A 26444-nucleotide genomic window follows, 5' to 3' on the forward strand; every position below is an offset into this window, starting at 1 on the left:
ATGGCAGAGCAGCCCCTCCTCAAGGATGTCATCGACATCAAGGAGTCCATCTCCACCTCCGACTTCGTGCTGAGCCTGGCCGAGGCGGTGACGTCCGAGGGGGCTGAGCATGCCCTTAAGAACTACGTCGTCACCGAGCGGCTGCTGGAGAACTTCGACGAGGCTCTCGGGCTGATCAAATCGGCTTTGGACGGGCACACCTCGAAGGCCGCCTACCTGCACGGTTCGTTCGGTTCCGGTAAGTCGCACTTCATGGCGGTGCTGTACGCGTTGCTCAGCGGCAACTCGGCGGCCCGCGCCCGCAGCGAGTTCGACCCTGTGCTGACCAAGCACGAATGGCTGGACACCGACGGCAAGCGGTTCCTGCTCGTGCCGTACCACATGCTCGGCGCCAAGGCCCTGGAGCAGCGGGTGCTGGGCGGGTACGTCAGTCACGTCAAGAAGCTGCACCCGGACGCGCCGACGCCCCAGGTGTATCGCACCGACGCGCTGTTCACCGATATCCGGGCCATGCGCGCCCGGATGGGCGACGAGGCGGTCATCAACGGGCTCGGCTCCGGCGATGGGGAGGCCGACGAGGACGACGAGTGGGGTGAGTCGTTCGCCTGGACGCCCGAACTGCTCGACGCGGCGCTCGCGGCCGAGGAGACGCACGACGGCGGCGTACCGCTGGACCTGGTCCATCCGACCACGCCGACCGAGCTGCGGGCCAAGCTCGTGCAGGATGCCAGCACCAACCTGCTGCCCGGGTTCGCGAAGAACGCGGCTGAAGACGAGCACGGCTTCATCTCTCTCGACGCCGGCCTGTCGGTGATCGCCGAGCACGCGAAGTCGCTGGGCTACGACGGCCTGATCCTCTTCATGGACGAGCTGATCCTGTGGCTGGCGACGCTCATCCATGACCAGAAGTTCGTGGCCCGCGAGGCGAGCAAGATCACGAACTTCGTGGAGGGCGGGGACGCCTGGCGGGCGATCCCCATCGTCTCGTTCATCGCTCGCCAGCGAGACCTGCGTGAGCTGGTCGGCGAGGAGGTGTCGGGCGCGGCGGAGGCGTCGATCCAGGACACGCTGAACCTCGCGTCCGGGCGGTTCGACAAGATCACACTGGAGGACCGCAACCTCCCGCAGATCGCGAACGCCCGCCTCCTGAAGTCGAAGGAGGGCAAGCAGGCGCTGATCGACGCGGCGTTCGAGCGGACCAAGAAGGCCGGCCCGCAGGTGTGGGACACGCTGCTCGGCTCGGACAAGGGGACGACCGGGGCGGATGAGGAGTCGTTCCGGCTGACTTATCCCTTCTCACCGGCCTTCATGGACACCCTGGTGCACATCTCCTCCGCGCTGCAGCGCTCTCGTACCGGTCTGAAGCTGATGGGGCAGTTGCTCGCCGCGCACCGGGACGACCTGCGGCTCGGGGATCTGGTACCGCTGGGCGACCTGTACCCGGTGATCGCCGACGGTGGTGACAAGCCGTTCGTGGACAGCCTGAAGGTGGTGTTCGAGGCCGCCGACAAGCTGTACAAGACCAAGCTCCGGCCGTACCTGCTGACCTCCTATGATGTGACCGAGGACGACGTCGAGCGGTACCTGCACCGGCGTGAGACCATCACCGACCCCGGTCTGGCACAGCGTTGCAGGTCCTTCGTCGGCGACAACCGCTTGATCTGCACGCTCCTGCTGTCGGCGCTCGCGCCGAGCGTGCCTGCCCTGAGCGACCTGACGAACCGCCGTCTCGGCGCGCTCAACCACGGCTCGGTGACCGCGCCGATCCCGGGCAGTGAGGTCGGCATCATCAAGAACAAGGTCGCCGAGTGGGCCGCCCGCTTCCCCGAGATCAAGGAGACCGGGACCGGCGCCAACGCGGGCGTACGGCTGGAGCTGACCGGTGTCGACGTCGACTCGGTCATCGCCAACGCGGCCGTCAACGACAACCCCGGCAACCGGATGGCGCTCGCCAAACGGCTGCTCGCCGCGGAGTTGGGGGTGGATCGCTCCGATGGCAGGCTCGGTGCGGACGACCTGAACCTCGTGTGGAAAGGCTCCAACCGGTCGGTAGAGGTGATCTTCGGCAACATCGCCGACGAGGACGACGTACCCGACCACGAGTTGCAGCCGCAGATCGAGGGGCGGTGGCGGATCGTCGTCGACCTGCCCTTCGACGAGGGAGCGTACGGTCCGGTCGATGACGTCAACCGGATGCGCGGCCTGCGGGAGCGGCAGGGCGAGCCCGCACTCACGGTCGCGTGGGTTCCGGCGCACCTGTCCGCCCAGCGGTTCGCGGACTTTCGCCGGCTTCTCGTCATCGACAAGGCACTCGCCGACGACAGCCGGTTCGCCACGCAGTACGCGGCCCACCTCAACGCCGACAACCGGGCACGTGCCAAGGGGCTGCTGGAGACCCAGCATGGAGCGCTGCTCAAGCAGGTGACGGGCGCCTTCAAACAGGCGTACGGCCTGGCGGACAAGAAGGCGTCCGACGTCGAGCTGGGTTTCGACGACCACCTCGTGGCGCTGCCCGACGTCGGCGGGCTCACCATCTCCTTCGCCAAGCCGATGCGTGAGGCCATCAGGGACATCGCCGGCAAGCTGCTCGCCTTCCAGTTCCCCGCGCACCCGGACCTTGATCCGGGCGGTACGGGCGTCGCGGTGAAGCCGGCGGACGCCAGAACGATCCTGGCGCACGTCCGGGCGGCGGCGGAGTCTCGTGACCGGCGGGTCGAGGTGCCGGAGAAGGACCGGAAGCTGATGCTGCGTGTGGCCGAGCCGCTTGGCCTGGGGCAGCAGAGGGAGGCTTATTTCGCGGTGTCCACTCGCTGGGCCGACCATTTCCGCCGGTTGGCGCAGACGGAGGGCGTCACCGGGGACCTGAGTCTGATCACCCTCGTCGGCTGGACGGACAAACCGGAGAAACGTGGGCTGGAGCCGTTCCTCGGCACCCTGGTGGTCGCCGCGTTCGCCGAGATGGACGACCGGGTGTGGGTGCGCGGCGGGGTCCCGATCGATCCGGCGCCCGAGCTGTCGCAGATCAAGCAAGGTGATGCTCTGCGCAGCCAGCCACTGCCGGGAGACGACGACTGGAACGAGGCCAGGCAACGGTACGAGGCCGTCTTCGGGGTGAAGGCTCCCATGCTGCGGCGCGGGCGGATGGTCAACCAGTTCGCCAGGCAGATCGTCGAGAGCGCCCGCAGCTACCAGGAGCCGGCGGCGGAACTGGTCCGGCAACTGGAGAAGCACGCCTCGTTCCTCGGCTTGGACGAGACCGACGATAAGGGGCGTCTCGCGCTCGCCCGGCGCTCGCGTGACCTGATGCACAAGCTGGCGTCCACCGCACAGGGCGCGGCGGGCGCGAGCGGAGCGAAGAAGACCGTCGAGACGCTGGTCCGTTTCGACCTCGGACAGGTGAGCCCCGAGCGGTACGGGACCTGTGTCAAGCGGGCGTACGACGTCGCGCAGGCGCTGGTCGTGGCGGCCTGGGACACACTGGAACTGGCCGAGGGTCAGGGGCCCGAGGGGCAGGCGCTGCTGCAGTCCCTGCGCGGTGTGGCCCAGGCCGACCAGATGACGGCCGACCTCATCGGCGCCCTGGAACACACCCGCCGCGAGGTCACCGCCCTGATCAAGCGCAACCAGCCCCGTCCCGTCTCACCTGCCCCGACACCGCCCGTTACGCCCGCTCCAGCGCCGGTCCGAGGCGCGGGGGACGTGGACCTGAGCACGCCTACCAGTGATCCGCGTGTCCCGGAGGGGAAGGAAGACGGGGCGGTCACCGGGGCGCGCCGTTCGGGCGGCAGGCGTACGACGGCGGCCAAGGCAGCCGCTGAATTGCAGGCGGAACTGGAGGAGTTGGCGGCCCGGGACCCGGACGCCGCCATTGAGATCACCTGGCGGGTCGTGGATCGATGAACACGGCGGTCACCACCGGAGGCACGGGCGCGATGCGGTTGACCACCGCGACCGTCACCCAGTTCCTCTCCTCCCAGTCATCGCTGAAGGACTCCCTCGCCGGTACCGGTCGGCGGCGGGTCGTGCTGCTGCGATCGACGCCCCGGTGGGACGGACCCGGGGAACTGGCCTGGGGCGAGGGACGGCGCGCCCGGATCGCGGCGGCCTCATCGCCACTGGCCGTCCACGAACTGGTGCTGGACCATCTGGCGGCGCAGGCTACGGACCCTCAGGTGCTGGTGGTGCTGACCGATCGGGAGCAGAACGAACTCGACCCGGCCATCCTCGCCCGTACGCACAAGCAACGCATCGAGACCGTCGACGGCTGGAATGTCGTGCGGGAGGCGTTCGGCGCAGAGCAGGTCGACCCGCGCCTCAGGGCTGATGGGTGGGCCGCTGAAGCGCTCCTTGACGCCACTCCGCCAGGCGGGTGGCCGCCACTGGCCGGAGGAGTTCTGTCCCGTCGTACCGCTCTGTCGGCGCTCGCACTGCGCCGCCTGCGCCTTGGTCGCTACGACACCGACGGGAAAGCGACCACCGGCCCGGCACAGAGTGATGACGGCCTCGACCCCCACACTCTCTTGCAGTGGTCGCTCACCCCCGGCGGCCCGGAGCGGCTGCTGGCACTGCGTGGCCCGGAGCGTGCCGGTTTGATGGCGTTCCTCGGTGAAGAGGACCAGGCCGGGCTCGCCGGGCGGGCGCTGCTCGCGCTGGTGGAGGCCGAGCACGGAGCGGACGCGGTGCCGTTCGGCCTGGTGTGCGCGGCACTGTGGGTGCACGCCGAGGCCGACGCGCAGACGTACCGGGTACGGGGACGGGCCGAGCGTTGGTTCGGAGAGGAATCGCCCGCGGCCGGTGAGGCCCTGGACACCCTCGTAGCCACGTTCGGGCGCTCCTGCGAGGAGTTCGTGACCACGCTGCTGGAAGTGGGCCGTACCGGCGGGGACGAGGAGACGGCGCGCGAGACGCGCCGAATCACCGGTCCGGTGCTGGACCGTGCCGCTTCTCTGGCCCGGCAGTTCGGGGCCGAATCCGCCGTTGAAGCCAGCCCAATGCTGGTAGCAGGGCTGGAGGCCCGCTTCGCGCAGGCCGGGCGGGCGCTGGCCGCGGATGAACCGCACATGGTTGAGCAGGCCATAGGGCTGCTGGACAAGCACCACATGGCCGTCGATCCGGACGTGCGGGTGCGCATCGAGCGGGCCCGCATGGGGCAGCGGCTCGCCCGGTGGCTTGCCACCGACCCGGTCGCAGCCACTGACACGGTGGCGGCGGCGATCGAGCGCCACATCGCCGAGACCGGCTGGGTGGACCAGGCGCTGGAGCACATCGAGGCAGGAGGCGACCCCGGTCCCGAGCTGAAATCCGCCTACGACACGCTGGGCACTCGAGTACGCAAACGGCGGCGCGAGATCGATCGGGGCTTCGCCAAGGCGCTCGCCACCTGGACGGCGGCGGGTACCGACCCGGGTTCGATGCTGACCGTGGAGTCCTTCCTCACCCGGGTCGTGAAGCCGGTTGCAACGGCCAAGACGGGCCGGCGGCTGCTGCTGCTGGTCCTGGACGGGATGAGTGCGGCGATCGCCACCGAGCTGGGCGAGGAGCTTCGCCGGCAATGGGCCGAGTACGACCCGGTGCCGGACCTGGCAGACCGGCCTCCGCGGCGGCGCGCCATGGCGGCCGCCCTGCCGACGCTGACCGCGGTCTCCCGGACGTCGCTGTTCGCCGGGAAGCTGATGAAGGGCACGCAGGTCGACGAGAAGCGAATCTTCCCCACGCATCGGTTCTGGGGCGGGGCCCCGGCCGCAGTTTTCCACAAGGACGACTTGCGGGGCGAGAGCGCCGGCGACCCGTTCGGGCCGGAGCTGGGCGAGGCCCTCGCCGACGAGCGAACGCACGTGGCGGTGGTACTGAACACCATCGACGACCGGCTCGCCAAGGAACAGAAGCTCGGCGACGGAGCCTGGCGGCTCGAGCAGATCGGCAAGCTACGGGAACTCCTGCGCGTGTCCGCGGCCCAGGGCATGGCGGTGATCCTCACCAGCGACCACGGGCACGTCGTGGACCGTCACGGAATCAAGGTCGACGGCGACGACATCGGTTCCGCCCGGCACCGTGCCCCCGGCGGCCCGATAGTTGAGACCGAGATCGGGTTGTCCGGTCCGCGAGTGGTGTGGCCGGAATCGGGCGCTGAGATCGTGGCGCTGTGGGATGCCGACTCCCGCTACACCGCGCAGAAGGCCGGCTACCACGGCGGCGTCTCGCTCGCCGAGTTCACCATACCCGTCCTGGCGTTCCTGCCCTTCGGCGCAGAGCCGCCCAAGGGCTGGCGTGAGCTCGGCGACCAGCATCCGGCATGGTGGTCCCCGGAGGGGAAGGCCGTCCGCCTCGCCGCCCCGGTCGCTGCGGCGGCAGCCGAGCCGAAGCGGCGCGCCAGACCGTCGAAGGCCCGTGCCGAGCAGATGGGCGATGCTCTCTTCGACGTGGTTCTGAGCCCCGCGAACGACGACGCTCTGTTGGCTCCTCGCCTGATTTCGCCCGATGACGCGTTGGTGGACGCGCTGCTGGAATCGGACATTTTCCAGGCACAGGTGGGGCTGCTGGCCCGCAAGCCTCCCATGGACAAGGTCGAGACGGCCGTACGGGCCCTGCTCGACACCGGTGCCCTCCCAGTGACGGCAATGGCCCAGCGCGTCGGCTACCCGGCGAGCCGGGCCGACGGGTTCGCCGCCGTCCTGCGACAGCTCCTCAACTACGACGGGGTGCAGGTCCTGGAGACCCTGCCCGATGGACGCACGCTGCGGCTGAACACGGGACTGCTACGGGACCAGTTCGAGCTGGGATGACGAGCACAATGGGAGACTGGCAGGCGTGAACACCGCTCGGCCGTCCCGTTCCGCCCAGGTCAGTACGGTGCGCCGCCGCGCCGTGATCGACGCGCTGCGGCGCGGCGCCGTACCCGAGAGCGGGCTTGACCTGCTCGCCACCGGCCTCGACCGGTTCGAGTCGGCGCTCGACGCCGAACTGGACGTGGTCGCCTCCGGCGCATCGGTATTCAAGGCCGTACGGGGAGAGTACGGATCCGGCAAGACGTTCTTCACCCGATGGCTGGGGGAGCGAGCCAAACGGCGGAACTTCGCCACCGCCGAAATCCAGGTCTCAGAGACCGAAACACCCCTGCACCGGCTGGAGACGGTCTACCGGCGGCTGACCGAACGGCTCACCACCGCGAGCTTCCCGCCAAGTGCTCTGCGGCCGGTGGTGGACGCATGGTTCTACGCACTGGAGGAGGACGCCCTCGCGGCCGGCGCTGGTGAGGACGAGCTGCCCGCCGAGGTGGAGAAGCTGCTGACCGCCCGGCTCATTGAGGTGTCGCGGCACGCGCCGTCGTTCGCGACCGCGCTGCGCGGATACCGCTCCGCGCTCGCCGCAGGGGATGAGACGATCGCCGCTGCCGTGCTGGCCTGGCTCGGTGGGCAGCCACACGTCGCCGCCGCCGCACGCCGGTTCGCGGGTGTGCGCGGCGACCTCGACCACTTCGGCGCGCTCGGCTTTCTGCAGGGCCTGCTGACCGTGCTGCGCGACGGCGGCCACCCGGGACTCCTCGTCGTATTGGACGAGGTCGAGACCCTGCAGCGGGTGCGCTCCGATGCACGCGACAAAGCGCTCAACGCGCTGCGTCAGCTCATCGACGAAGTGCATTCCGGCCGCTTCCCCGGCCTGTACCTAGTGATCACCGGGACGCCGACGTTCTACGACGGGCAGCAGGGGGTGCAGCGCCTCACGCCGCTGGCCCAGCGACTGGCGACCGACTTCACGACTGACCCCCGCTTCGACAACCCGCGCGCGGTGCAGCTCCGGCTGCCCGGCTTCACCATGGAATCCCTGGTGGACCTCGGAGTGACCGTCCGCGACCTCTACGTCGACGGAGCCGACGCTCCTGACCGGATCAAGGACCTTGCCGACGACGCGTATATCGCCGACCTGGCGCGGGCGGTCGGCGGGGCGCTGGGTGGCAAGGTCGGGGTGGTACCCCGTCTCTTCCTGAAGAAGCTCGTCGGCGATGTACTGGACCGGGTCGACCAGTTCGAGGACTTCGACCCCCGGCAGCACTACACGCTGACCGTGCACAGCAGCGAACTCACCGACACGGAACGCAATCTCGCCGCCTCAGCCGACGACATCCACCTGGACCTGTGATGGCCGACCACGGCGACCACGTGGACCGGCTCGATCGGGTCGTCCGGCACCACATCGTGAACAGCCTCGGCTGGCCCGACCTGCGCCCGCTGCAACGGGCGGCGATCGGGCCTCTGATGGATGGTGACGACGCGGTCCTGCTCGCTCCGACCGCAGGCGGCAAGACCGAGGCAGCCTGTTTCCCGCTGTTGTCCGCGATGGCGGAACAGCACTGGACCGGCGCATCGGTGCTGTACCTGTGCCCGCTCAAGGCACTGCTCAACAATCTCCTCCCACGGATCGACTCCTACGCGCAGTGGGTCGGGCGCCGGGCCGCACTGTGGCACGGTGACGTCCCTGAGTCGCAGCGGCGTCGGATCCGCATCGACCCGCCCGACATTCTGCTCACCACCCCCGAGTCACTCGAAGCCATGCTGATCGGCGTCAAGACCGACCACGCGCACCTGCTGGGCCGTGTCCGGGCTGTCGTCGTCGACGAGGTGCACGCCTTCGCCGGCGACGACCGCGGCTGGCACCTGCTGGCCGTACTCGAACGGCTGGAGCGCGTGACCGGCCGTGCCATCCAGCGGATCGGCCTGTCGGCGACCGTGGGGAACCCGGGGCACCTGCTTCAGTGGCTGCAAGGAGCCGGCGCGGAGAAGCGGCCGGGCCAGGTGGTGGCGCCCGAACTCCCGCGTGCCATGGGAACGGACGGCTCACGTCTGGCTGGAGACGTCGAACTGGACTATGTCGGCTCCCTGGACAACGCCGCAAAGTTGATCGCCGCGCTGCACCGAAGTGAGAAGCGGCTCGTGTTCTGCGACTCGCGGCGGCAAGTGGAACAGCTCGGCGCGGCCCTGCGCGCTCGCGAGGTGAACGTCTTCCTGTCCCATGCCTCGCTGTCCGTCGAAGAGCGCAAACGGTCAGAGCATGCCTTCGCCGAGGCCCGTGACTGCGTCATCGTCTCCACCTCCACGCTCGAACTCGGCATCGACGTCGGTGACCTGGACCGGGTGATCCAGATCGACTCACCCGCCACGGTCGCGTCTTTTCTGCAGCGCATCGGACGTACTGGACGGCGCGCCGGGACCGTACGGAACTGCCTGTTCCTCGCGACGAGGAACGAGACGTTGCTGCAGGCTGCAGGTTTGCTCTTACTGTGGGGACGCGGCTGGGTGGAGCCCGTGACCGCACCCCCGGAACCACGCCATCTCGTCGCGCAGCAACTGCTCGCCGTGACCCTCCAGCAGCACCGGATCGGTGACCATCTGTGGCCGGAGGAATGGAACGGGCTGGCCCCCTTCGATCGCTCGGCGGATCCCATCCTGGGGCACATGCTCGATGCGGGGTTCCTCGACGAGGACGGCGGAATGCTCTTCATCGGCCCGGAGGCGGAGCGCCGCTTCGGACAGCGCCACTTCATCGAGCTGACCGCGTCCTTCACCGCGCCACCGCAATTCACCGTGCTGGCCGGCCGCCAGGAGATCGGGCGGACCGACCCCACGGTGCTGACCGAGGAAAGGGCGGGCCCCCGTGTGCTGCTACTCGGTGGCCGGAGTTGGCGGGTGACCTTCATCGACTGGGCGCGCAGGCGTGCCTTCGTCGAGCCGGCAGATGGCGGAGGCGTCGCCAAGTGGACGAGCGGCGGAATCGCCGGGCTGTCCTACGCCCTGACGCGCGCCATGCGGGAGGTCCTGCTCGGTGCCGACCCACCGGTGACGCTGACCCGGCGAGCCAAGGCATGCCTTGCCGAATGGCGAGAGCAGGAGGCGCCTGTCACCGTGCATCCCGGCGGGACTCTGATCACCCGGGCGGGTGACGACGTACGGTGGTGGACTTGGGCCGGCTACCGCGCGAACGCGACGCTCGCCGCCACACTGCCCTCGATCGCCGACCCGGTTCAGCGGCCGACTGACTTCGCCGTCCGGCTGCGCGAAGACCTCACTCCCGCTGCCTGGCAGGAGGCCCGGGACAGGGCAGGAGATGGTGAGATCCTGGTGCTGCCGGACGTTGACCGCCGCGCCGTCAGGGGGCTGAAGTTCTCCTCTGTTCTGCCGGAACGGCTGGCGGTGGCGACGGTGGCGGCCCGACTGGCCGACTTCGATGGAGCCCGGGCCGCACTGACCGAGCCGGTCCGCCTGCAGTTCACCCCAATTTTTTAGCATTGTGAGGCGTTCGGCGCCGCTCGTCGGGAGGTGCTGTAACCTTCCCTCCGGATTGAGCGGCGTCAGGTGTCGTCCTGGCTCCACTTCCTTGCGCGCATCAGTCCAGGTGGCCGGTGATACCGGTGGCCTTCACCAGGCGTCCCCATCGGGGACTGCGGCCGAAGGCGCCAGGCACCCCTGCCGTAGCGCCGATCGGCGGCAGCCCATCTTGCTCAGTGTCGCGTCCGGATGAGGATGGCAGCGAGGTGAAGTACGGCCTGGTAGGCGATGCCGAGCCTGTCGGATCGCATGGCCGGCCACTTGCCCAGAAGCCGTATCGCCGGGAAACGATCTTCAGGGCATCGACGGCATCCCAGGTCAGGCCCACTCATGAACACCCTGCGTCGTTCTTGTCGCAAAGGGTGCGCGTCGTAGAGCTTTCCGCCATGGTGATGGACCGTAGGCGGCACGGATCCTCGGCGACCTCTTCTCGGACATGTCCGCGCCCGGCGATGAAGGTCAACCCAAGAGACGTACGTGGGAAAGCCAACCGAGGCGCCGGGTGATAGGTGATGACCACTGATTCACCGGAAGGCTGCACATGACCGGAGAGACCAGCGCGGCGTCACCGACCGGTTCGAGTCGGTGCGCGGCACCGCGGCGAGACCTGCACCTACGTCATACGGCGGCTCGGCTCCGGCCACGGCGAGGGAATCGTCGCGGAGAGGTTCCTCGCGACGTTCCGCAAGTGCGCCCAGCGGGTTCTTCCGGGCGGGCAAGGCGCGCCTGGCGCTCTGACGTCGCCGGGAACTCCTGACCGGCAGCACCGCCGTGCCCCCTGAGGCAAGAGGAGACGGTGGTCGTCCGTCTCTGTGGCCGGCGCTTCGACTCGATCGCAGTCGGACCGGAGATCGCGACTTCCCGGGCCGCCGCCGGACCGCCCGGGTATAGCGCCCGTCCGGCCAGGCGTCAAGAAGCCCCTCTTTGACACCGCGCGGGGTTGACCGCGCCCGAAAACAGGAGCCACGACATGTTCTGGCGTGCTCGCATGACGTCAGGTAAGGCCATCTGCCTGAGCGACCAGTTTCCCGCGATCGACGCGACGAGGGTGATGGAGGGACACCTGCAGTTCGCCGGGTTGCCGGCGGTGGAGATCGGCAGAGACGTCGACTGGACCGCGAACCCGCACGGCAACCGCTCCTGGGCGCTGAACCTGCACGCGCTGCGCTGGATCGGAGGACTGGCCCTCGCGTACGAGCGCTCGGGGGCGCCCGCGTACCTGCGGCGCGCCTGCGACCTGGCCCGTCACTGGATCCGCGAGAACCCGCGAGGCGGCACCGGAATCAGCCCGTGGGCTTGGGCGGAGCACGCGGTCGCCTTGCGTGTGCCCGTGCTCGTGTGCCTGAGCGAGCACGTGCGCACTCGGTGGCTCTGGGACAGCCTGGCCGAGCACGGCGATGTCCTGGCCGATTCCAGGCTCTACCGTGCCGGCCACAATCACGGCCTCGACCAGGACATCGGACTGCTGGTCACCGGCTGCCGGCTGGGCCGGGCGCGGTGGCGGGACCTCGCCGTCCGCCGGATGACCGCCTCGGCCGAGCTGGCCATCGACGCTCAGGGAGTGCTGCACGAGCAGGCTCCCCGCTACGGCGTGTACGTGCACCGGCGGCTCGGCGTCGCGCTGCGGGCGATCGAGGAGAGCGGCGTCGAGCGGCCGGCCAGGTTGGTCGCTCACAGAGCCGCGCTGGAGGCGTACGTCGCGCACGCCACTCAGCCCGACGGCCGGCTCGTCCCCATCGGTGACGGCCCCGCCGTCCCCGCACCCGGCTTCGCGCACGATGGGCTGACGGTGCGGGTGTTCGACGGCGGGTACGTCTTCGGCAGGACCGCGTGGGACGACCCGCGCTCGGCCTACTACTCGATCAGGTTCGGTCCGGGGCAGCGGTTGCACGGGCACGAGGACCACCTGGGCGTCACCTACAACGCCCAAGGTCGCAGGATCCTGGTGGAGGCTGGGTTCCACTCCTACGAGAAGACCGGCTACGTCGCGTGGACCCGCATGCCGGAGGCGCACAACGTGCCCGTCGTCGTGACCGGGAACTTCCGGCCGGGTACGGCCACACGCCTGGTGAGCTCGGCGATCGAGCCGGTGCGGCAGACGTACGAACTGGCCGACGACGCCTACGGGGTGACCAGGACGCGGTGGGTGCTCGTCAACCATGGGCCCGACCTGATGGTGGTGCATGACTCCGTCCCCGCCGGATCGACGTTGCGTAGCATGTGGCACTTCGATCCTGCTCTCAAGGTTGTGTCCCGGCGTGACGGCGTGGTGGTGCTCGGCGACGGGGACTGGCGCGTGAGCCTGGTGCAGTTCCCGGGAGCGGGGCAGGCGGTGCGTCCCGGCCTGATCTCGCCCGGCGGGCTGCGTACGGAGGAGGTCGCAACCGTGCTGTCGCCCGAAGCGGCCGGTGTGCTGACCGTGATCGTGCCGGACTGCGCCGATCCCACCGTGACGGCCTCAGGCTCCACCGTGACCGTGCATACGCCCGGCGGGCCCGTCACCTTCGATCCGTCGTACGGCCGGTCCATGTAGCCGTCCCTGGCCAGGGGAAAGGCTTTGCGGCCATCGGGTGATACACCACAACTGGCACTTCTACTCGAAAGGCTCTCGATGACGGCCGCGCGAGTCGAACGACCACCGGATGAGTCGCTTGACGACTTTCCCGGCGTCTTCGACGCCTACTTCGATGAGATGTTCAGGTACGTCTCCCATCGCCTCGGGCCCGCCCATGCCGAGGATGTGGTGGCCGAGACATTCCTGACGGCGTACCGCAAACGGGCACGGTACGACCCCGCACGGGCGGCCGTCCGCAGCTGGCTGTACGGCATCGCCACCAACCTGGTCAGCAAACACCGGCGGGCCGAGGTCAGGGGGTTGCGAGCGCGGCAGCGGCACGGGTCTGGCGGGAACGTCCCCGGGCCGGAGGAGCGCGTGACCGACCAGGTCAGCGCGCAGAGCCTGCGGCCGGCGCTGGCCGCCGCCATCGCCTCGCTCAACCAGGGCGAACGCGATGTCCTGCTCCTCATGGCCCTTGCCGGGCTGTCCCACCAGGAGATCGCCGCCGCGCTCGGCATCTCGTACGGCACGGTCGGCTCACGACTGAGCCGGGCCCGAACCAAGCTCCGCGCCGCCCTCGGCGACGCCAACCCGATGGGGGCCAACCATGGATGAACTGAGCAAGCAGGTGCGCGAGCTGTACGGCGACCCGCCGGCGGACGCGTTCGCCAGGGGGCGGGTAGAGGCGCGCATACAGGCGAGGACCAGGAGGCGCGTGCCGTGGAAGGCCGGCGTCGCCGGGCTCGCGGTGGCCGCGGCGCTGACCACGGCGATCGTCGTGCCGAACCTGGGAACCCACGCCGTGCCGGCGACCCAGGCCACGCTCTCCGGGAACTCGATTCTGCTGGCCGCGGCAACCAGGGCCGAGGCGGCTCCGACGGGCTCGTACTGGCACGTCAAGCGGCAGTACACGATGCGCTGGGACAAACTGTACGGCGGTAAGGGCCACACCTACCGGCTGGAAACTTCCACCCTGACCGAGCAGTGGGTCTCCACCGACGGGCGGGTCTGGTCCGGGCACAAGCAACTGGCCACGCGTCCGCTCGACGAGGCGGCCTGGCGACGCGACGGTGCGCCGACGGAGTGGAAGGTGGAGGACGGCGTCTACTCGACCGCCCCCGGCGAAGGCCGGCTGAGCGCGGTGGAGGAAGGGGGACCGTTCCGGCTTGGTGGCGAGGACCTGACGCTGACGCAGCTGAGAGAACTGCCCACAGACCCGGCGGCGCTGACGGAGTCGGCCCGCCGGGCGATCCGCGCGGGCGGCGTCGAGGAGGACTCCGTCTCTGACAGAGTGCCGACCACGCTGGCCGCGCTGCTGTACGAGCTGCCCACCACCCCCGAGGTGCGGGCGGCCGCCTACCGGGCGCTGGCGACGCTGCCGCAGGTGACAGTCGAGGAGGGCGCGAAGGACCCTCTGGGCAGGCCGGGCGTGTCAGTCTCGTTCCCACTACAGCACGACCAGCCCACCCGCGGCCGGCTGATCGTCGATCCCGGCACGTCGATGGTGCTGACCTACGAGATCACCCACGCACCGGGCAAGGGCGACAGGACGGAGGTGGTCCTCGCCTCGGGCTGGACCGACGCCAAGCCTGCGCCCCCCACCACCGACTGACTCGGGATCAAGCACATCTCCAGAAGCCAGGTCTCGCAGATGGCCAAGACACCGGGCTGAGCACGTCGAAGCCTTCCGCACCCGCGCTTTGGCCACCGGCCCCCGCACCTTCGTCCGGCTCGACGCGCTGACCCGGAAGGTGCGTGGGGGCGGCCGCATCATCAACGTGCATGTCTCGGTGGCGACCCGCCGTCAACGCCGACGGCGGGCGCGAGATCCTCGGCCTGGACGTCACCCGGTGTGTGGTCTACGGCGCCGAGCCCGCGCCCCGCCGGCCACACGATGTGATCGCCGTCCCGGGCGGGCGAGCCGGGCAGCGCCTGCCGCGGGCCAGGCCACGCGCGATGCGCACATGGTTGTGCGGCTCGGTCATCACCGCCCCTGCCCTGTTGATCGCCAAGGTCTTCGACCACGCCGAAGCCCGTGATCCCGGCCACGTCCGTCCCTGGGTCGTGCTCGTCGACGGAGCCCGCCACCGACTCGATCTGATCACCTGCGAAGCTGCCCGCCGCGGCGTCGGCGTCCACATCATCATCGATTTCGTTCACGTGCTGGAAAAGTTATGGGCTGCCGCCTGGAGCCTGCATCCGCCCGCGGCACCGGCCGCCGAGGACTGGGTCGCCGGTCACGCTCTGGCCCTGCCGGCCGGGCACACCGGCCACGTCATCACGGCGCTGACAGGCCAGGTCATCACCACGGCCGCCCACCGCCGAGACGGCATCGACGCGTGCATCCGCTACCTCACCAACAGCGCCCTGATCGCCAACGGTCACCCCGACGAATACCGGCGTTTCCACCTCGCCCGGCAACACGAACGGGTCCACCAGAGCGACTACCAGGACGGATACTCCCTCACGACTTGATCGCTCCAAGTCACTGGGGAAGAGCCACACCCATCGGAACTGGGCGTCTCGCTCAGGGTGCTGAGCGCCCTCCAACGTCTTGGTGCCGGCATGCAGGCCGGAGCCCGCAGTGGAAGGCGGCTGATCGGCCAGGCGGCGGACGGGAGCGAAGCCGTCCGCCGCCTCGCGGTCCGTCAGCTTCCCGGAGTGATCCGATACGCGCGGATGATCGTCTGGTTCATGGTGTTGCCGGCGACGTCGGTGAGGCCGGCTCGCAGCGAGACGAAGCCCGCACCCGGGGGATGCCGCAGAACGACCGTCCCCTCGGTTCCGGATCGCTTGACCGGCGCCGCGCTCCACGTGCTTCCGTCGTCGTAGGAGACGTCGACGGTCAGGTCGCGCACCTTGGTCGCCGCCGTACCGGGCTGCGGACGGATCGTGACAGGCACGGTGTACGCGGTCCCGGCGGGCGCTGCGTTGTGCGAATCCAGCGACGGAGAGAACTGGACAGTGGACAGCGGCGGGCGGGATGGCGTGCCGTCTCGGCCCTGTCCGGAGCGGAACGTCCACGCGATCGCAGTGCGTGTCGACAGCACCGACGGAGTCCCGCGGCCGGCTTCCATCACCAGCCGGTACCGTGCCGCGCCGGAGGGCACCTCGAACTCGATGTAGCCGAGGGTTCGCTCGTCGGCCACCAGTTGACCGTCTCGATACAGGGCGATGTGACCTTCCGCCCGGGTGGACCTGCCCATGCGTCCCGCGCCGTCGCCGTACAGCGGCACGTCGACCGCGATCGTGTCACCGGTGCGGGTCACGCCGGCGTCACCGACCAGGGCCGGTCCGAAGACTCCACGGTTCCACCGCTCGGCGTACGCGCGCTTCCGCTCGTACCTGGTGATCGGCGAGTAGAAGTAGCTGGACTCCCCGCTGGGCACGGTCTCCCGAAACTGGCGTTGCCAGCGGATTCCCTCGTCGGTGTTGAGGTACTCGGTCTGTGTGAACGGCAACGCGAAGTGGGTCGATGCGAGATACCCGCTGAACTTCCCGTCCGGTGGCTGTGCCCAGCTTGCCGCCGCGCCTTCGGCGCCGGGCCGATGTTCGGCGTAGTCGGTGCGAACGGCGGTCAGATCGGCCGGATCGACCTTCCTGCTGAATCCGGTCGGGATCCGGCCGCGGACGAACCATGACAGCCGGTACGCGTCCGCGCCGTCAGCCCACTGGCCCGCCACTTTGGTCAAGACACCGTCATATGTCCTTTCAGGGCCCAGTTGCGCGCTCAGCATCCGCTCGAACGAACGGCCGAGGAAGGTGAACGTGTATTGCGCGCCGTCAGGCAGCGTGCCCTGGTGACTCGCCTCGCTCTGCAGCAGCGTGGCCGACGGGGTCGGCGAGTTCACCGAGATCTCCCGGCCGAGCCGGGCGTCGAGGTCGACGGTCCGCGCCTCGCTCAGCTCCAGCCCCGGATGGACCAGCATCGTGACGTGCTCGGCGAAGATCGACCGGCTGTCTATCAACCACCTGCCCTTGGGAAGCCGCAGAGTGACGGTGCTTTGACCATTCTCGATGAAGATGGGCGCCCAGTCCTCGGCCGGTACGTCGATCCGGGCGACGGCCGTGAAATACTCGCTTGTCGGCTGGCCGTCACGGTCGAGGTGTCTCAGCGTCAAATCGTAGCTCTCGATCTCCTTGTCCACCGCCAGTGGCGTGCTCACGGACACATCGCCGTCCCCAGTGGCGATCAGGTAGCCGCCGAGATGGCCGTCAGTGACGTTCACGCGAGTGTCGGCGGTGACGGAAACCTCCGCCTGTCCGTGCGCGGGCACGATGATCGTCCCGGGCGTCACCGTGAAGAGGTCCACCGGCAGCGGCCCGCCCTGCGCGTCCACCGCCCGAGCAGACAGCCTCAGCGTCACCGGTGCGGCACCGGCGTTGTGGTAGACCAGCTTCCTGGTGACCGGTTCGTCGTCGGTGTGCGGCCACGATTGACGGCCGAAGCTGACCGCGCCGGGCTCGGTGGTGACGGACTGCTCCGTTGCCCGCGCGACGTCAAGCCGTCCCGCCCCTTGGGCGAAGACGCCCAGGGCAGGGTTGGGGCGGGCGCCGGCCATCAGCGCCGCCTTCAGCGTGCCCGCCTGCCAGCCGGGGTGCTGCTCGGCCAGGATCGCGGCCGACGCGGCGACGTGCGGAGCGGCCATCGAGGTACCGGACTGGGCAACGTATGCCCCCTCGCCCGGGGAGGTCCCGCTCCGTGCCGCGGTGATGTCCACGCCCGGTGCGGTGATGTCGGGCTTCAGGGCGGCGTCGCCGACGCGCGGGCCCCGGCTGGAGAACTCCGCCAGCGCATCGGACTTGGTGACGGCCCCCACGGAGAGCGCCGCATCCGCGCTTCCGGGCGAGCTCACCGGCTCCACCTTGCCGCCGTTGCCGGCGGACACGACGAACAGGGTTCCGTACTGCGAGGTCAGCCTCTGCACGGCCTGCTCCAGCAGGTCCAGCTCAGGCGTGTCACGCGCGCCCAAGCTCATGTTCGCCACTCTGGCACCGTGTTCGGCGGCCCACTGCATGCCCGCCAGGATCGAGGACTCCTCGCACCAGCCGCCGACTCCGCACACCTTGCCGTCCAGGAGGGTCGCCCCGGGAGCGACTCCCCGGTACTTCCCCGCAGAGGTGGAGCCGCTTCCCGCGATGGTGGCGGCCACGTGCGTGCCGTGCCCCACCACATCGCGACCGTCGGGATCCTCGGTGAAGTTCTCCTGCGCCGCCACCCTGCCTGCGAGGTCGGGATGGGCGGCGTCGATGCCGGTGTCGAGCACCGCGACCTTCACCCCCGCGCCGGTCAATCCCTTCTGCCACGCGTCCCGGGCGCCGATCTGCTGGACGCTGTCGTTCAGCGACAGCTTCGCCAGCCCGTCGAGCCACACCTTGGTCACGCCGCCGGCGAGGGTGCGGGTCGCGCCGCCCGTCGTGAGCCCGTCCCAGAAACGCGTGCCGTACGTCTTGTCGACCCGAACCGCGAGTCCGTCGACGGCGGTGAGGTCACGCACCAGGCGAGTGCCTTCCGTGGTCAACTGCGACCTGATCCGGCCCTCGGCCGCTTTGCCGGAATGCGCGACGATCAGCGGCAGGTCCGCCCGGCGATCGTCGTAACCCGCCTCCAGCAACGTGGTCACGTCGAAGAGCCGCGGGTCGAGGCGCCCCTCGCGTAGCAGGGAGAACGCGTCGCTCGGCACCACCCGGATCCGCTCGCCGATGTCCTCGGCGGCGAAGGTGATCTCACTCCGGCCCTTTCCGGGCTCCACTGTGGTACCGGTCCCGGAGACGGTCACGCGGTCGCCGGTGATCAAGGTGACCGTACGACTCGGCGTTCCCGCCATTCCCTGGTCCGGTTGCCCGTATACAGCCGCCGCGGGTGGGGCTTCGAGGGATGCGGCCAGCAGTACGGCGACGAACAACGACGCTGCGGCCGCTCGGCTGCCGGCAGGTCTCACGCCGTGCCTCCCGCTGACGCGGTCCGCGCGTACTGGGCGGTGATCGTCCATGCCGACGGGTTCGGGTATGGCAATCGGGGAGAAGCGGGCATGCGGAAGTGTCCTTTCGGTTGGCTACACCACTACTCCCCCGAACCTCGTTCTTGTTTTCCCGCTACTTCATCCCTATAAGTGCCATCGCGGCCTGAGGGGGAGAATGCCGAGGGCAGCCTGGCGTTCGAGGAGTACCAGCAGTTGTACGTGGGCGGGGTCGCCGGTCCCAGCAGTGACGGCGACTGGAAGCTGTGGGACGCCGCCGAGTACGAACGCATCTACGACTTCGACTGAACAGCCGGGCATCCGAGCACCTCACCCGCGGACGTCCACCGGAGCCGCCGGACGCTCGCCTGGCAAGGGAGCGCCGCGCCTTGTGAAGAGCGGGGCGGGCGGCGTCCCCGCCCAACGGCCTCACTGGAACAGTCCGTCGGCCTCCTTGAGGGCGTCCTGGCGCCCCGTGCGTGTAGATCTCCATCGTGGCCGAGATGCGGCTGTGCCCGAGGGTTTCCACCGCGTCACGCGGCGCGACTCCCGGCTTCCTGGGCAACGACGCGGTTTTGTGCCGCAAGTCGTAAGGCGCCCCCACGCTGGACCCGTGGGGGTTCGGTGTGGGGGCGTACTGTTACGGTCGGTCAGTCCAGCCAGCCCGGCGGGACGTTGTGGTAGGTGCCGTGGTTTCTGGCGCGGTCGTCGAAGGTGATTTTGTTACCGTCGGCGAAATTGATGACCACCAGCCGGTTTCCCTTGAATATGCGGACGTCGTTGCCGACGGTGTGCACGGCGTCGAAGTCGCCGGAGAAGTCCGAGGGCAGGTGCGAGAAGGTGCCGTGTCCGGTGATGGGGCCGTCGTAGGTGATCTTGTTGCCGTCCTCGACATCGATCACGACGAGCCGGTCGCCCTTGAAGATCCGCGTGTCGGGGCCGATCTGGATGACGTCGTCGAAGTCCCGGGCGAAGTCGTCGGCAAGCTGCCGATAGGTGCCGTGGTCCCTGATGTGGCCGTCGTAGGTGATCTGGTTGTTGTTGTAGACGTCCACCACGACCAGACGGTTGCCGCCGAAGAGCCGCACGTCGTTGCCGATGGCGTAGGCCCCGCTGATCTGGCCGACGAAGTCTCTCGGCACGTTGCCGAAGGTGCCGTGCCCGACCGTCTGGCCGTTGTAGGTGATGGAGTTGCCGTCATCGACGTAGATGACGAGCAGCTGGTCGTGCTGGAACAACCGGATGTCGCTGCCGATGTGTAACGCGGCGTTGATCACTCGGATCTCCTTTTCCGCCCTTGTCGCCGATTGTCCTCCCCGCCATTTCCATCCGGCGTGGCGGCTAATCATGATTCGAAGCGTCCTGCATAAGCTCTTCGCCTGGTTCACCGATGTGCGCAGGTCGTACTGAAAATTCCGAACCAAAAACTATGTTCCGCCTGGTGTCGAACAAGGGATAGGGCACCCGGGCGAAGTCGGGCTCTTCTCGCCCGGGTACCTCGGCACGCCGGTGACGGCGAGGGGCTATCGGTGGCTGCGGTGCGCGGTCTCCGGGCCGACCACCCGCAGCAGCTCCAGTGCCTCGAACGTCTTCGAGCCCGGCGGCGGGGTGTAGATCAGCAGCCGCTGGTCCTCGGCCGGGGCCGGCAGCGCCTCGTAGTCGAACTCCATCGGCCCGATCGCGGGGTGCCGCAGGCGCATCCGGCTGGCCCGCCCGACCTCGGCGGCGGCGACGTTGTGGACGACGACGGCGGCGCGCTGACCGTGGAGGCGCTGACCGCACAGCTGGCCGCGGCCACGTCTCCCGCGCCGAACGCCCCGACGACTTCGTCAGGCTCGTCCGGGACTTCACCGGCTACTAGGAAGGCTCGCGTCCTGCCAAGGTGTGCCTCTGGGAGCGATCATGGCAGGCATGGAAGACGGCGGCGGAATCGAGTTCGCGACGGACAGCATCAACTCCTGGCTGGGCGCGTGGCAGCTCAATCTGAACTGCGCGCAGGATCGTGACCGGGGGGAGGTTCGGCGAATCTGGGCGCGGGTGGCTTTCGCGGCTCTCGACGGCGCCGAAAGGGCCGGCTATCCGGCGCGGGACGCGAACGCCAGTCGTTTCAACCTGCGAGCGTCGCTGATCGCTGATCTCGGTCGCGGTGACGATCCGCTGTGGGATCCGGATCAACTGGCCGTGGACGTCCTGGATGCCCTGCCCCTCACGCTGGACCAGGCGAGCGAGTGGGTGGCGGACTGGCGGGCGCGTCCTCGCGATGAGATCTTCGCCCTGCGCGTCTGCAAGACGCTCCTCAACCCCATGCGTTCCATTTCCGATCTTCTGGCGGAGGGCCCGGTGCGCACGCGGATCGAACGCTGGCTGGACCTTCGGCCTCGGCTGCCGTGACAGCACCGGTCCCCGGTGGTCGTCTCAGAGTTGCCGCCGGATCGGCTGGGGGGTGGCGGGCGGTGCCGGGCTGGTGTGGATCGCCTGCGTCTCCTCGACGCTGATCAGGCCGAGACGGTGCAGGATGGTGCTGGATCTGTGCCAGGCCTGCCGGGCTTCTGCCGCGTCGCCGGCGTCGTGCAGGGCGAGACCGAGTCCCCAGTACAGCTCGGCCTGCCGGTAGCCGTCCGGGCGGCCGACATCGCGATGGATCTTCTGCGCCTGACGGTAGCGTTCCACGGCCCGCAGGGGTTGCGCGGCCAGTCGGTGCGCCTCGGCCAGGTGCACGAGGACGGAGACGCGGTCGATCTGGCTGCCCACTTCCTCGACGATCTCCATGGCCTGGTGGTGGAGGTCGATGGCCTCGTCGAACCGCCCGTCGTGCTGGTAGACCAGCCCGAGGTGGCTCAAGCTCGACGCCTGTCCCCATTGATCGCCGATCTCACGGTTGATGTGCAGCGCGCGCCGGTGCAGCTCCGCCGCGTCGTCCAGGCGGCCCAGGGCGCGATGGACGATCCCCAGGTTGTCCAGCACCGCCGCCTCGTGCCGCCGGTTGCCCAGCCGCTGGTAGGCCGCCAGCGAACGGCGCAGCTGCGTGACGGCGTCGGCGTTCTGCCCCATCAGGGCGTGGGCCCACCCCAGGTCGCTGAGCATCCGGGCCTGCAGGCCGAGGTCCCCGGTCTGTTCGGCGGCGCGCAGGGCCAGCTCGGCGAGGCGCAACTGGTCGGGCCAGTGCCCCCGCTCGTACAACAGCATGGCGAGGCTCGCGGCCAGGGCGACGGCCAGTTCGGCGGCGGGCGTGCCGGCGGCCAGGCCGACGGCGGCGAGCAGGTTCTCCTCTTCGGAGTCGAGCCAGGCATGCAGGTCCTCGACTTCCCGCAGTGGGATGCCCGGATGGGTGAGCCGCTGCGGGCCGATGCCGGTCCGCCACGTGCTCGTCTGGTTCAGCAGCGCGAGCGCGGTCCGTGTGGTCGCCAGGTAGCAGTGCAGGGCGCGCGTGACGGCATGCTCCCGCGCGTGAGGCGTTTCCTCCTCCTCGGCGCGCTCTCGTGCGAACAGGCGCAGCAGGTCGTGCAGGCGGTACCGGTCGGGCGCGTGGTTGTCCACCAGCTGAGCGTCCACCAGGTGCTCCAGCAGCAGCCGCGTCCGCTCGTCCGAGGTGCCGGACAACGCGGCAGCCACGGGGACGCTGATGTCCGGACCGTCCAGCAGGCCCAGCAACCGGAAGGTCCTCGCCGCGGCCGTACCCGTCACGTCGCCGTGCAGGTCCTGATAGCCGCCCTGGAAGCTCGCCCGTACGGCACGGTCGTCGGCGTGCAGCTCGTCCAGCCGCCGCCGCGCGGTGGCGAGCCGGGTAGCCAGCATCGAGACCGCCATGGCCGGCCGGGCGATCAGGCGGGCCGAGACCAGGCGTAACGCGAGCGGCAGGCCGCCGCACAGCCGGACCAGTTCGGCGGCGGCGGCTGGTTCCGCGGCGATTCTCGCCGTACCCGCCGCCCTGCTCAGCAGCGCGAGCCCGTCGGTCACCGGCAGCACGTCGAGGGACAGGTGCACGGCGTCGTCGAACGAAGTGAGCATCCTGCGGCTCGTGATCAGCACCGCGCAGGTGGGGCTGCCGGGGAGCAACGGCCGTACCTGGGCGGCGTCGTAGGCGTTGTCGAGGACGATGAGCATCCGCCGGCCTTCGGTCAGCGACCGGAACCTCACCGCGGCCTCCTCCACCTGCCCCGGAACCGCGGCGGCGGCCACGCCGAGCGAGCGCAGGAATCGGCCGAGCGCGTCCTCGGGCCGGGTGGGTTTCACATCGGGGGTCGCGCCGTGCAGGTTCACGTACAACTGCCCGTCAGGGAACTGATCGACGACCGTGCGGGCCACGTGAACGGCCAGCGTGGACTTGCCGACTCCGCCGATCCCGCTGATCTGGCAGATCCGCATCACGCCGTCCGGCGGGCCGCCACCGGACAGGGCGGTCGTGAGCAGGCGCGTCTCGGCCGCGCGGCCGGCGAAGGACGCCACGTCGGCGGGCAGCTCGGCCGGGATCGGCGACGGCTCCGCCGCCGTCGGCAGCGTCGCCGTGTCGGCCGGTTCCCCCTCAAGGATCCGCTGGTGAAGCCCCTGGAGCTCTTCGCCGGGCTCGATGCCCAACTCCGCCACGAGCCTGCTCCTGGCATCGCGGAAGACCTGCAAAGCCGCCCCCTGCCTGCCGTCCTGCCACAACGCCCTCATCAACAGCGCCATCGGCCGCTCGCGCAACGGATGCGCGTTCACCAACGTCGACAGTTCGCTGAGCGTCTCCCGGTGCCGCCCGGCCCGCACGTCGATCGCGATGCGCTCCTCCAGCGCGGCCACCCGCTCCTCCTCCAGCACCGCCGCCTCGGTCGCCAGCCAGTGACCCGTCACGTCCGCCAGCGCGGGCCCCCGCCATAACGACAGCGCCTGCCGGAACAGGTCGCCGGCCGTGGCGGCGTCCTGGCTTCGCGCTCGGCTCACCAGGTCGCGAAACCGGTAGATGTCCACCCGCATCGGGTCAAGGTCCAGCCGGTAGCCGGGACGCGCCGTCACCAACTCCACCTGCGGCACCCCCGCCAGCACCCGCCGCAGCCGCGACACGTAACCGCTCAGCGCGTTGCGCGCCCACGCGGGCGGCGACTCCCCCCAGATCGCATGGACGAATCCATCCACCGACACCTGTCGCCGCACATTGAGCAGCAACAGCGCCAGCACCGCGCGCTGTTGCGGGACGGCCGGTCCGAGCAGGTCACCGCCCGCCCACACCCCGACCGGCCCCAGCAGCCGGAACTCGACCTCGCCTTCGGTACGGCCGGCGATACCGTCGATCACGATGACTCCCCGAGTAGATGAGGACGAACCCCCGACCCGGTCGAACGAGGTCCAGGCCGGTTCCTGAGGTCGTCCGTGGGCACTGTCCCGCGGTACGCCCGGATGAGGTCACCGCTCAGCCCTTCCCCTATAGGTGCGACCAGGTGATCATTGGGGCCTTTGCGCTAAGCGTCGCACGGCCCGCAAGGGACAGTCATCCCAGCGGCCGGTCATCGGCCGGGGCGGACCACTCGTGCGGCCGACGGGCATCCAACGGCACCGCATGTCAACGGCCACGACAGGCGCGAGGGCCGGATCGTGACCCCATGCGCAAGGTAGTGACGGACATCACATCAAACCCCGGTCGGCCGGGGCGATGGACCCGCGACGCCGAGCAGGCGTCCCGGCGTTGTCCGCCACGCGTTTCACCGCGACTTCAGCACGATTTCAACGCTCGAAGGCACGATCAAAGAAAGGGCCGCCGTGCGAAACGGAGAAATGCGCTGATCGGACGGCGAGTGCCGTACCAGAAAGAGGGAGCAGTATGGGCAAGGTAATGTCCCGCGTTTTCGGAACTTCCGCCGGAGTGGCATCCGCTCTGTTGGTGGCACTGGCGATACAGGCGCCGGCGTCGGCAGGGACGGCGAGCGCTGTCGCCTTCACCGGACCGGCCGGCACCCAGTACGCAGCTGTCGGGGGTGCGGCGACCGAGCAGTCCGAGCCGATCGCCGTCGCGCCTCTGGCGGTCCACCGCAAGAGTGCCAGCTGCGTGTCCCCCAGTGGCAGCAAGTTCAACATCTCCTATGGAGACGGCATCGCGAGCACCACCTTCTACTTCAACAACCACTGCAACCAGAAGCGGCGCATCGTCATTCGCACCCACTATGACGAGCTGGTTTCCTGTATCGAAGTCAACGCCGGCACCCAGGGGCGTAAGAAGATCGGCTTCCCCACCCATCAGATCGGAAGTGTGACGCTTCCGAGGACCGCGTGCCCCAGTTCCTAGCCGTTCATGCGCTCGCCTGGACGGAGGTCATCGCACGCCGGGACGAGGGAAGCCAGGATTTCGCCGGCGCCACGGGCCCGGCGCCGGCGATGAGCCGGCTCCGGGCCTTTGCGCATCCGGGGTGGCCGGGGGTCAGGCCAGGGTGTCCTGGACCTTGATGTGACCGCGGTCGATCACGAACGTCTGGTTCGGGTGCTGGTTCACGCACTGCCACAGGTGGATCTGGGAGCCGTTGGCGCGGGAGTTGGTGGCGTCCAGGCACACGGGGTTGCCGGAGGCGATGGTGTCCTTGACGACGATCTCGCCCTTCCTGACGACCCAGACCTGGTTGGGGTGCTGGTTCACGCACTGCCACAGGTGGACCCGGGAGCCGTTGGCGCGGGAGTTGGTGGCGTCCAGGCACACCTCCCGGCCGCCGACGGTGTCCTGGACCTTGATGTGGCCGCCGTCGAACACGAACGTCTGGTTCGGGTGCTGGTCCACGCACTGCCACAGGTGGATCTGGGAGCCGTTGGCGCGCGAGTTGGTGGCGTCGACGCACACGGGAGGTCCGGCGAGGGCGGTGCGGGGAGCGTCGGCCGCGGCGGGCAGCGCCGTGATCGCGCTCGCGGCGGCGACGGCGACGGTGCCGGCCAGCAGATGACGAGCAAGCATGGTGCCTCCTGAGAAGAGTTGATCAGAACCTGAGCACCATCTCGTAACTGAGAGTGATTGAACCATTACTTTTTGTTTACATTCAGCTACCCCCCGTCGAGACCGGGCGAGGGCTGCGCGTACGACCTCGGGGTCGCCGCGGAGGGGTGCGACCGGACAGCGCGGCTCCGTGCGGCCGTCCCCGGAGGCGGGCCGGCGGCTTCTCATGTCACTTCTGACCGGTCGTGGATGTCCATATGCGTATCCGGACTCGTTCGAGAGCCCGGCGTGGACGTCCAGTACGACGAATAGTCCACAAGACGCCATGCGTGGGAGCGTCCGAAGGCTGCCACGCATGGCGGATACCTGGAAAGAGTGCGTGATGACCGACCTGACGTCCGGGACCACACGCGGCGAGGTCGTGTGGTGGATCGACGATGAGGGATGGGGTCTCCTCCGGTCTCCCGAGATTCCGGGTGAGGTCTTCGCCCACTTCTCGTCCATAGTCGAACCGCCGGGTTCCTTCCGTTCTCTGACCCCCGGGGAGCGGGTCGCCTTCTCGTGGGAGCGAGTCCCGCAGAGCGGTTACGACTTCCGCGCGATCCACGTGTCCCGCGGCGAGGTCCTGGTCGAGCCCGCCGCGGAGGAGGAGCCGCTTGACGACCAGGCCGCCTACACGAGCGAACTGCGCGTCGAATACGACCAGGAACCCTGACCGC

16 protein-coding genes and 1 pseudogene are annotated in these 26444 nt (G+C 69.3%); 12 read left to right on the top strand and 5 right to left on the bottom strand.

What is annotated here, in order from left to right:
• The 8 genes and pseudogenes from pglY to QSK26_RS23380 form a co-directional block, all read left to right on the top strand.
• Positions 1–3900 carry a BREX-2 system ATPase PglY gene (gene pglY, locus QSK26_RS23345; RefSeq protein ID WP_285777368.1) on the top strand — a complete coding sequence of 1300 codons (3900 nt, stop codon included), beginning with the start codon at positions 1–3 and terminating at the stop codon, positions 3898–3900.
• The gene (pglZ, locus tag QSK26_RS23350; RefSeq protein WP_285777369.1) at positions 3897–6782 is read left to right on the top strand and encodes a BREX-2 system phosphatase PglZ; all 2886 of its coding nucleotides are present in this window, start codon (positions 3897–3899) and stop codon (positions 6780–6782) included. Before pglY ends, pglZ begins: the two co-directional genes overlap by 4 nt.
• Before the next feature lie 25 nt (positions 6783–6807).
• Positions 6808–8136, top strand: coding sequence for a BREX system ATP-binding protein BrxD (gene brxD / locus QSK26_RS23355; protein WP_285777370.1), 1329 nt, complete (start codon positions 6808–6810; stop codon positions 8134–8136).
• Positions 8136–10277, top strand: coding sequence for a DEAD/DEAH box helicase (locus tag QSK26_RS23360; RefSeq protein ID WP_285777371.1), 2142 nt, complete (start codon positions 8136–8138; stop codon positions 10275–10277). Before brxD ends, QSK26_RS23360 begins: the two co-directional genes overlap by 1 nt.
• A gap of 1030 nt (positions 10278–11307) precedes the next feature.
• Entirely contained in the window at positions 11308–12852 is a 1545-nt protein-coding gene (locus tag QSK26_RS23365; RefSeq protein WP_285777372.1) for a heparinase II/III domain-containing protein, read from the top strand.
• A gap of 78 nt (positions 12853–12930) precedes the next feature.
• Positions 12931–13491 carry an RNA polymerase sigma factor gene (locus QSK26_RS23370; RefSeq protein ID WP_285777373.1) on the top strand — a complete coding sequence of 187 codons (561 nt, stop codon included), beginning with the start codon at positions 12931–12933 and terminating at the stop codon, positions 13489–13491.
• Positions 13484–14488 (top strand): CU044_5270 family protein, encoded by a 1005-nt coding sequence (locus tag QSK26_RS23375; RefSeq protein WP_502888735.1) that lies wholly within the window; start codon positions 13484–13486, stop codon positions 14486–14488. Before QSK26_RS23370 ends, QSK26_RS23375 begins: the two co-directional genes overlap by 8 nt.
• A pseudogene (locus QSK26_RS23380) lies at positions 14489–14724 on the top strand (transposase); the annotation flags it as partial.
• Between the two features lie 800 nt (positions 14725–15524).
• Here QSK26_RS23380 and QSK26_RS23385 read toward each other — a convergent pair.
• Positions 15525–18674, bottom strand: a complete 3150-nt coding sequence (locus QSK26_RS23385) for a S8 family serine peptidase (protein ID WP_285777374.1) — start codon at positions 18672–18674, stop codon at positions 15525–15527.
• Between the two features lie 315 nt (positions 18675–18989).
• Between QSK26_RS23385 and QSK26_RS23390 the strand changes: the two genes are divergently transcribed.
• Positions 18990–19145: a hypothetical protein gene (locus QSK26_RS23390; protein ID WP_285777375.1), complete on the top strand. Its 156-nt coding sequence runs from the start codon at positions 18990–18992 to the stop codon at positions 19143–19145.
• 341 nt (positions 19146–19486) lie between these two features.
• Here the strand turns inward: QSK26_RS23390 and QSK26_RS23395 are convergent, their stop codons facing one another.
• Together QSK26_RS23395 and QSK26_RS23400 are read right to left on the bottom strand one after the other, a co-directional pair.
• Entirely contained in the window at positions 19487–20113 is a 627-nt protein-coding gene (locus QSK26_RS23395; RefSeq protein ID WP_285777376.1) for a hypothetical protein, read from the bottom strand.
• A gap of 246 nt (positions 20114–20359) precedes the next feature.
• Complete coding sequence (locus tag QSK26_RS23400; RefSeq protein WP_285777587.1) at positions 20360–20620, bottom strand: MmyB family transcriptional regulator; 261 nt, start codon at positions 20618–20620, stop codon at positions 20360–20362.
• Positions 20621–20738: 118 nt separating this feature from the next.
• Between QSK26_RS23400 and QSK26_RS23405 the strand changes: the two genes are divergently transcribed.
• On the top strand, positions 20739–21227 hold the full coding sequence (locus tag QSK26_RS23405; RefSeq protein ID WP_285777377.1) for a hypothetical protein: 489 nt from the start codon (positions 20739–20741) through the stop codon (positions 21225–21227).
• Positions 21228–21251: 24 nt separating this feature from the next.
• On the opposite strand, the gene QSK26_RS23410 is transcribed toward QSK26_RS23405, so the two are convergent.
• Positions 21252–24107: an AfsR/SARP family transcriptional regulator gene (locus QSK26_RS23410; protein ID WP_285777378.1), complete on the bottom strand. Its 2856-nt coding sequence runs from the start codon at positions 24105–24107 to the stop codon at positions 21252–21254.
• A gap of 523 nt (positions 24108–24630) precedes the next feature.
• Here QSK26_RS23410 and QSK26_RS23415 point away from each other — a divergent pair.
• Entirely contained in the window at positions 24631–25092 is a 462-nt protein-coding gene (locus QSK26_RS23415; protein ID WP_285777379.1) for a hypothetical protein, read from the top strand.
• Positions 25093–25224: 132 nt separating this feature from the next.
• Here QSK26_RS23415 and QSK26_RS23420 read toward each other — a convergent pair whose 3' ends face one another.
• Positions 25225–25746, bottom strand: coding sequence for a ricin-type beta-trefoil lectin domain protein (locus QSK26_RS23420; protein WP_285777380.1), 522 nt, complete (start codon positions 25744–25746; stop codon positions 25225–25227).
• A gap of 361 nt (positions 25747–26107) precedes the next feature.
• On the opposite strand from QSK26_RS23420, the gene QSK26_RS23425 reads away from it, so the two are divergent.
• Positions 26108–26440, top strand: a complete 333-nt coding sequence (locus tag QSK26_RS23425) for a cold-shock protein (protein WP_285777381.1) — start codon at positions 26108–26110, stop codon at positions 26438–26440.
• Positions 26441–26444: the final 4 nt, after the last annotated feature.

This window comes from Microtetraspora sp. NBRC 13810, from assembly GCF_030268685.1.
GTDB lineage: Bacteria > Actinomycetota > Actinomycetes > Streptosporangiales > Streptosporangiaceae > BSRQ01.

Excerpts from the sequence above, each read along its gene's own strand:
- QSK26_RS23360 (WP_285777371.1), top strand. The coding sequence starts at position 8,136 with ATGGCCGACCACGGCGACCACGTGGACCGGCTCGATCGGGTCGTCCGG.
- QSK26_RS23425 (WP_285777381.1), top strand. The coding sequence starts at position 26,108 with ATGACCGACCTGACGTCCGGGACCACACGCGGCGAGGTCGTGTGGTGG.
- QSK26_RS23365 (WP_285777372.1), top strand. The coding sequence starts at position 11,308 with ATGACGTCAGGTAAGGCCATCTGCCTGAGCGACCAGTTTCCCGCGATC.
- QSK26_RS23375 (WP_502888735.1), top strand. The coding sequence starts at position 13,484 with ATGGATGAACTGAGCAAGCAGGTGCGCGAGCTGTACGGCGACCCGCCG.
- QSK26_RS23420 (WP_285777380.1), bottom strand. The coding sequence starts at position 25,746 with ATGCTTGCTCGTCATCTGCTGGCCGGCACCGTCGCCGTCGCCGCCGCG.
- pglZ (WP_285777369.1), top strand. The coding sequence starts at position 3,897 with ATGAACACGGCGGTCACCACCGGAGGCACGGGCGCGATGCGGTTGACC.
- QSK26_RS23370 (WP_285777373.1), top strand. The coding sequence starts at position 12,931 with ATGACGGCCGCGCGAGTCGAACGACCACCGGATGAGTCGCTTGACGAC.
- QSK26_RS23405 (WP_285777377.1), top strand. The coding sequence starts at position 20,739 with ATGGCAGGCATGGAAGACGGCGGCGGAATCGAGTTCGCGACGGACAGC.
- pglY (WP_285777368.1), top strand. The coding sequence starts at position 1 with ATGGCAGAGCAGCCCCTCCTCAAGGATGTCATCGACATCAAGGAGTCC.
- QSK26_RS23415 (WP_285777379.1), top strand. The coding sequence starts at position 24,631 with ATGGGCAAGGTAATGTCCCGCGTTTTCGGAACTTCCGCCGGAGTGGCA.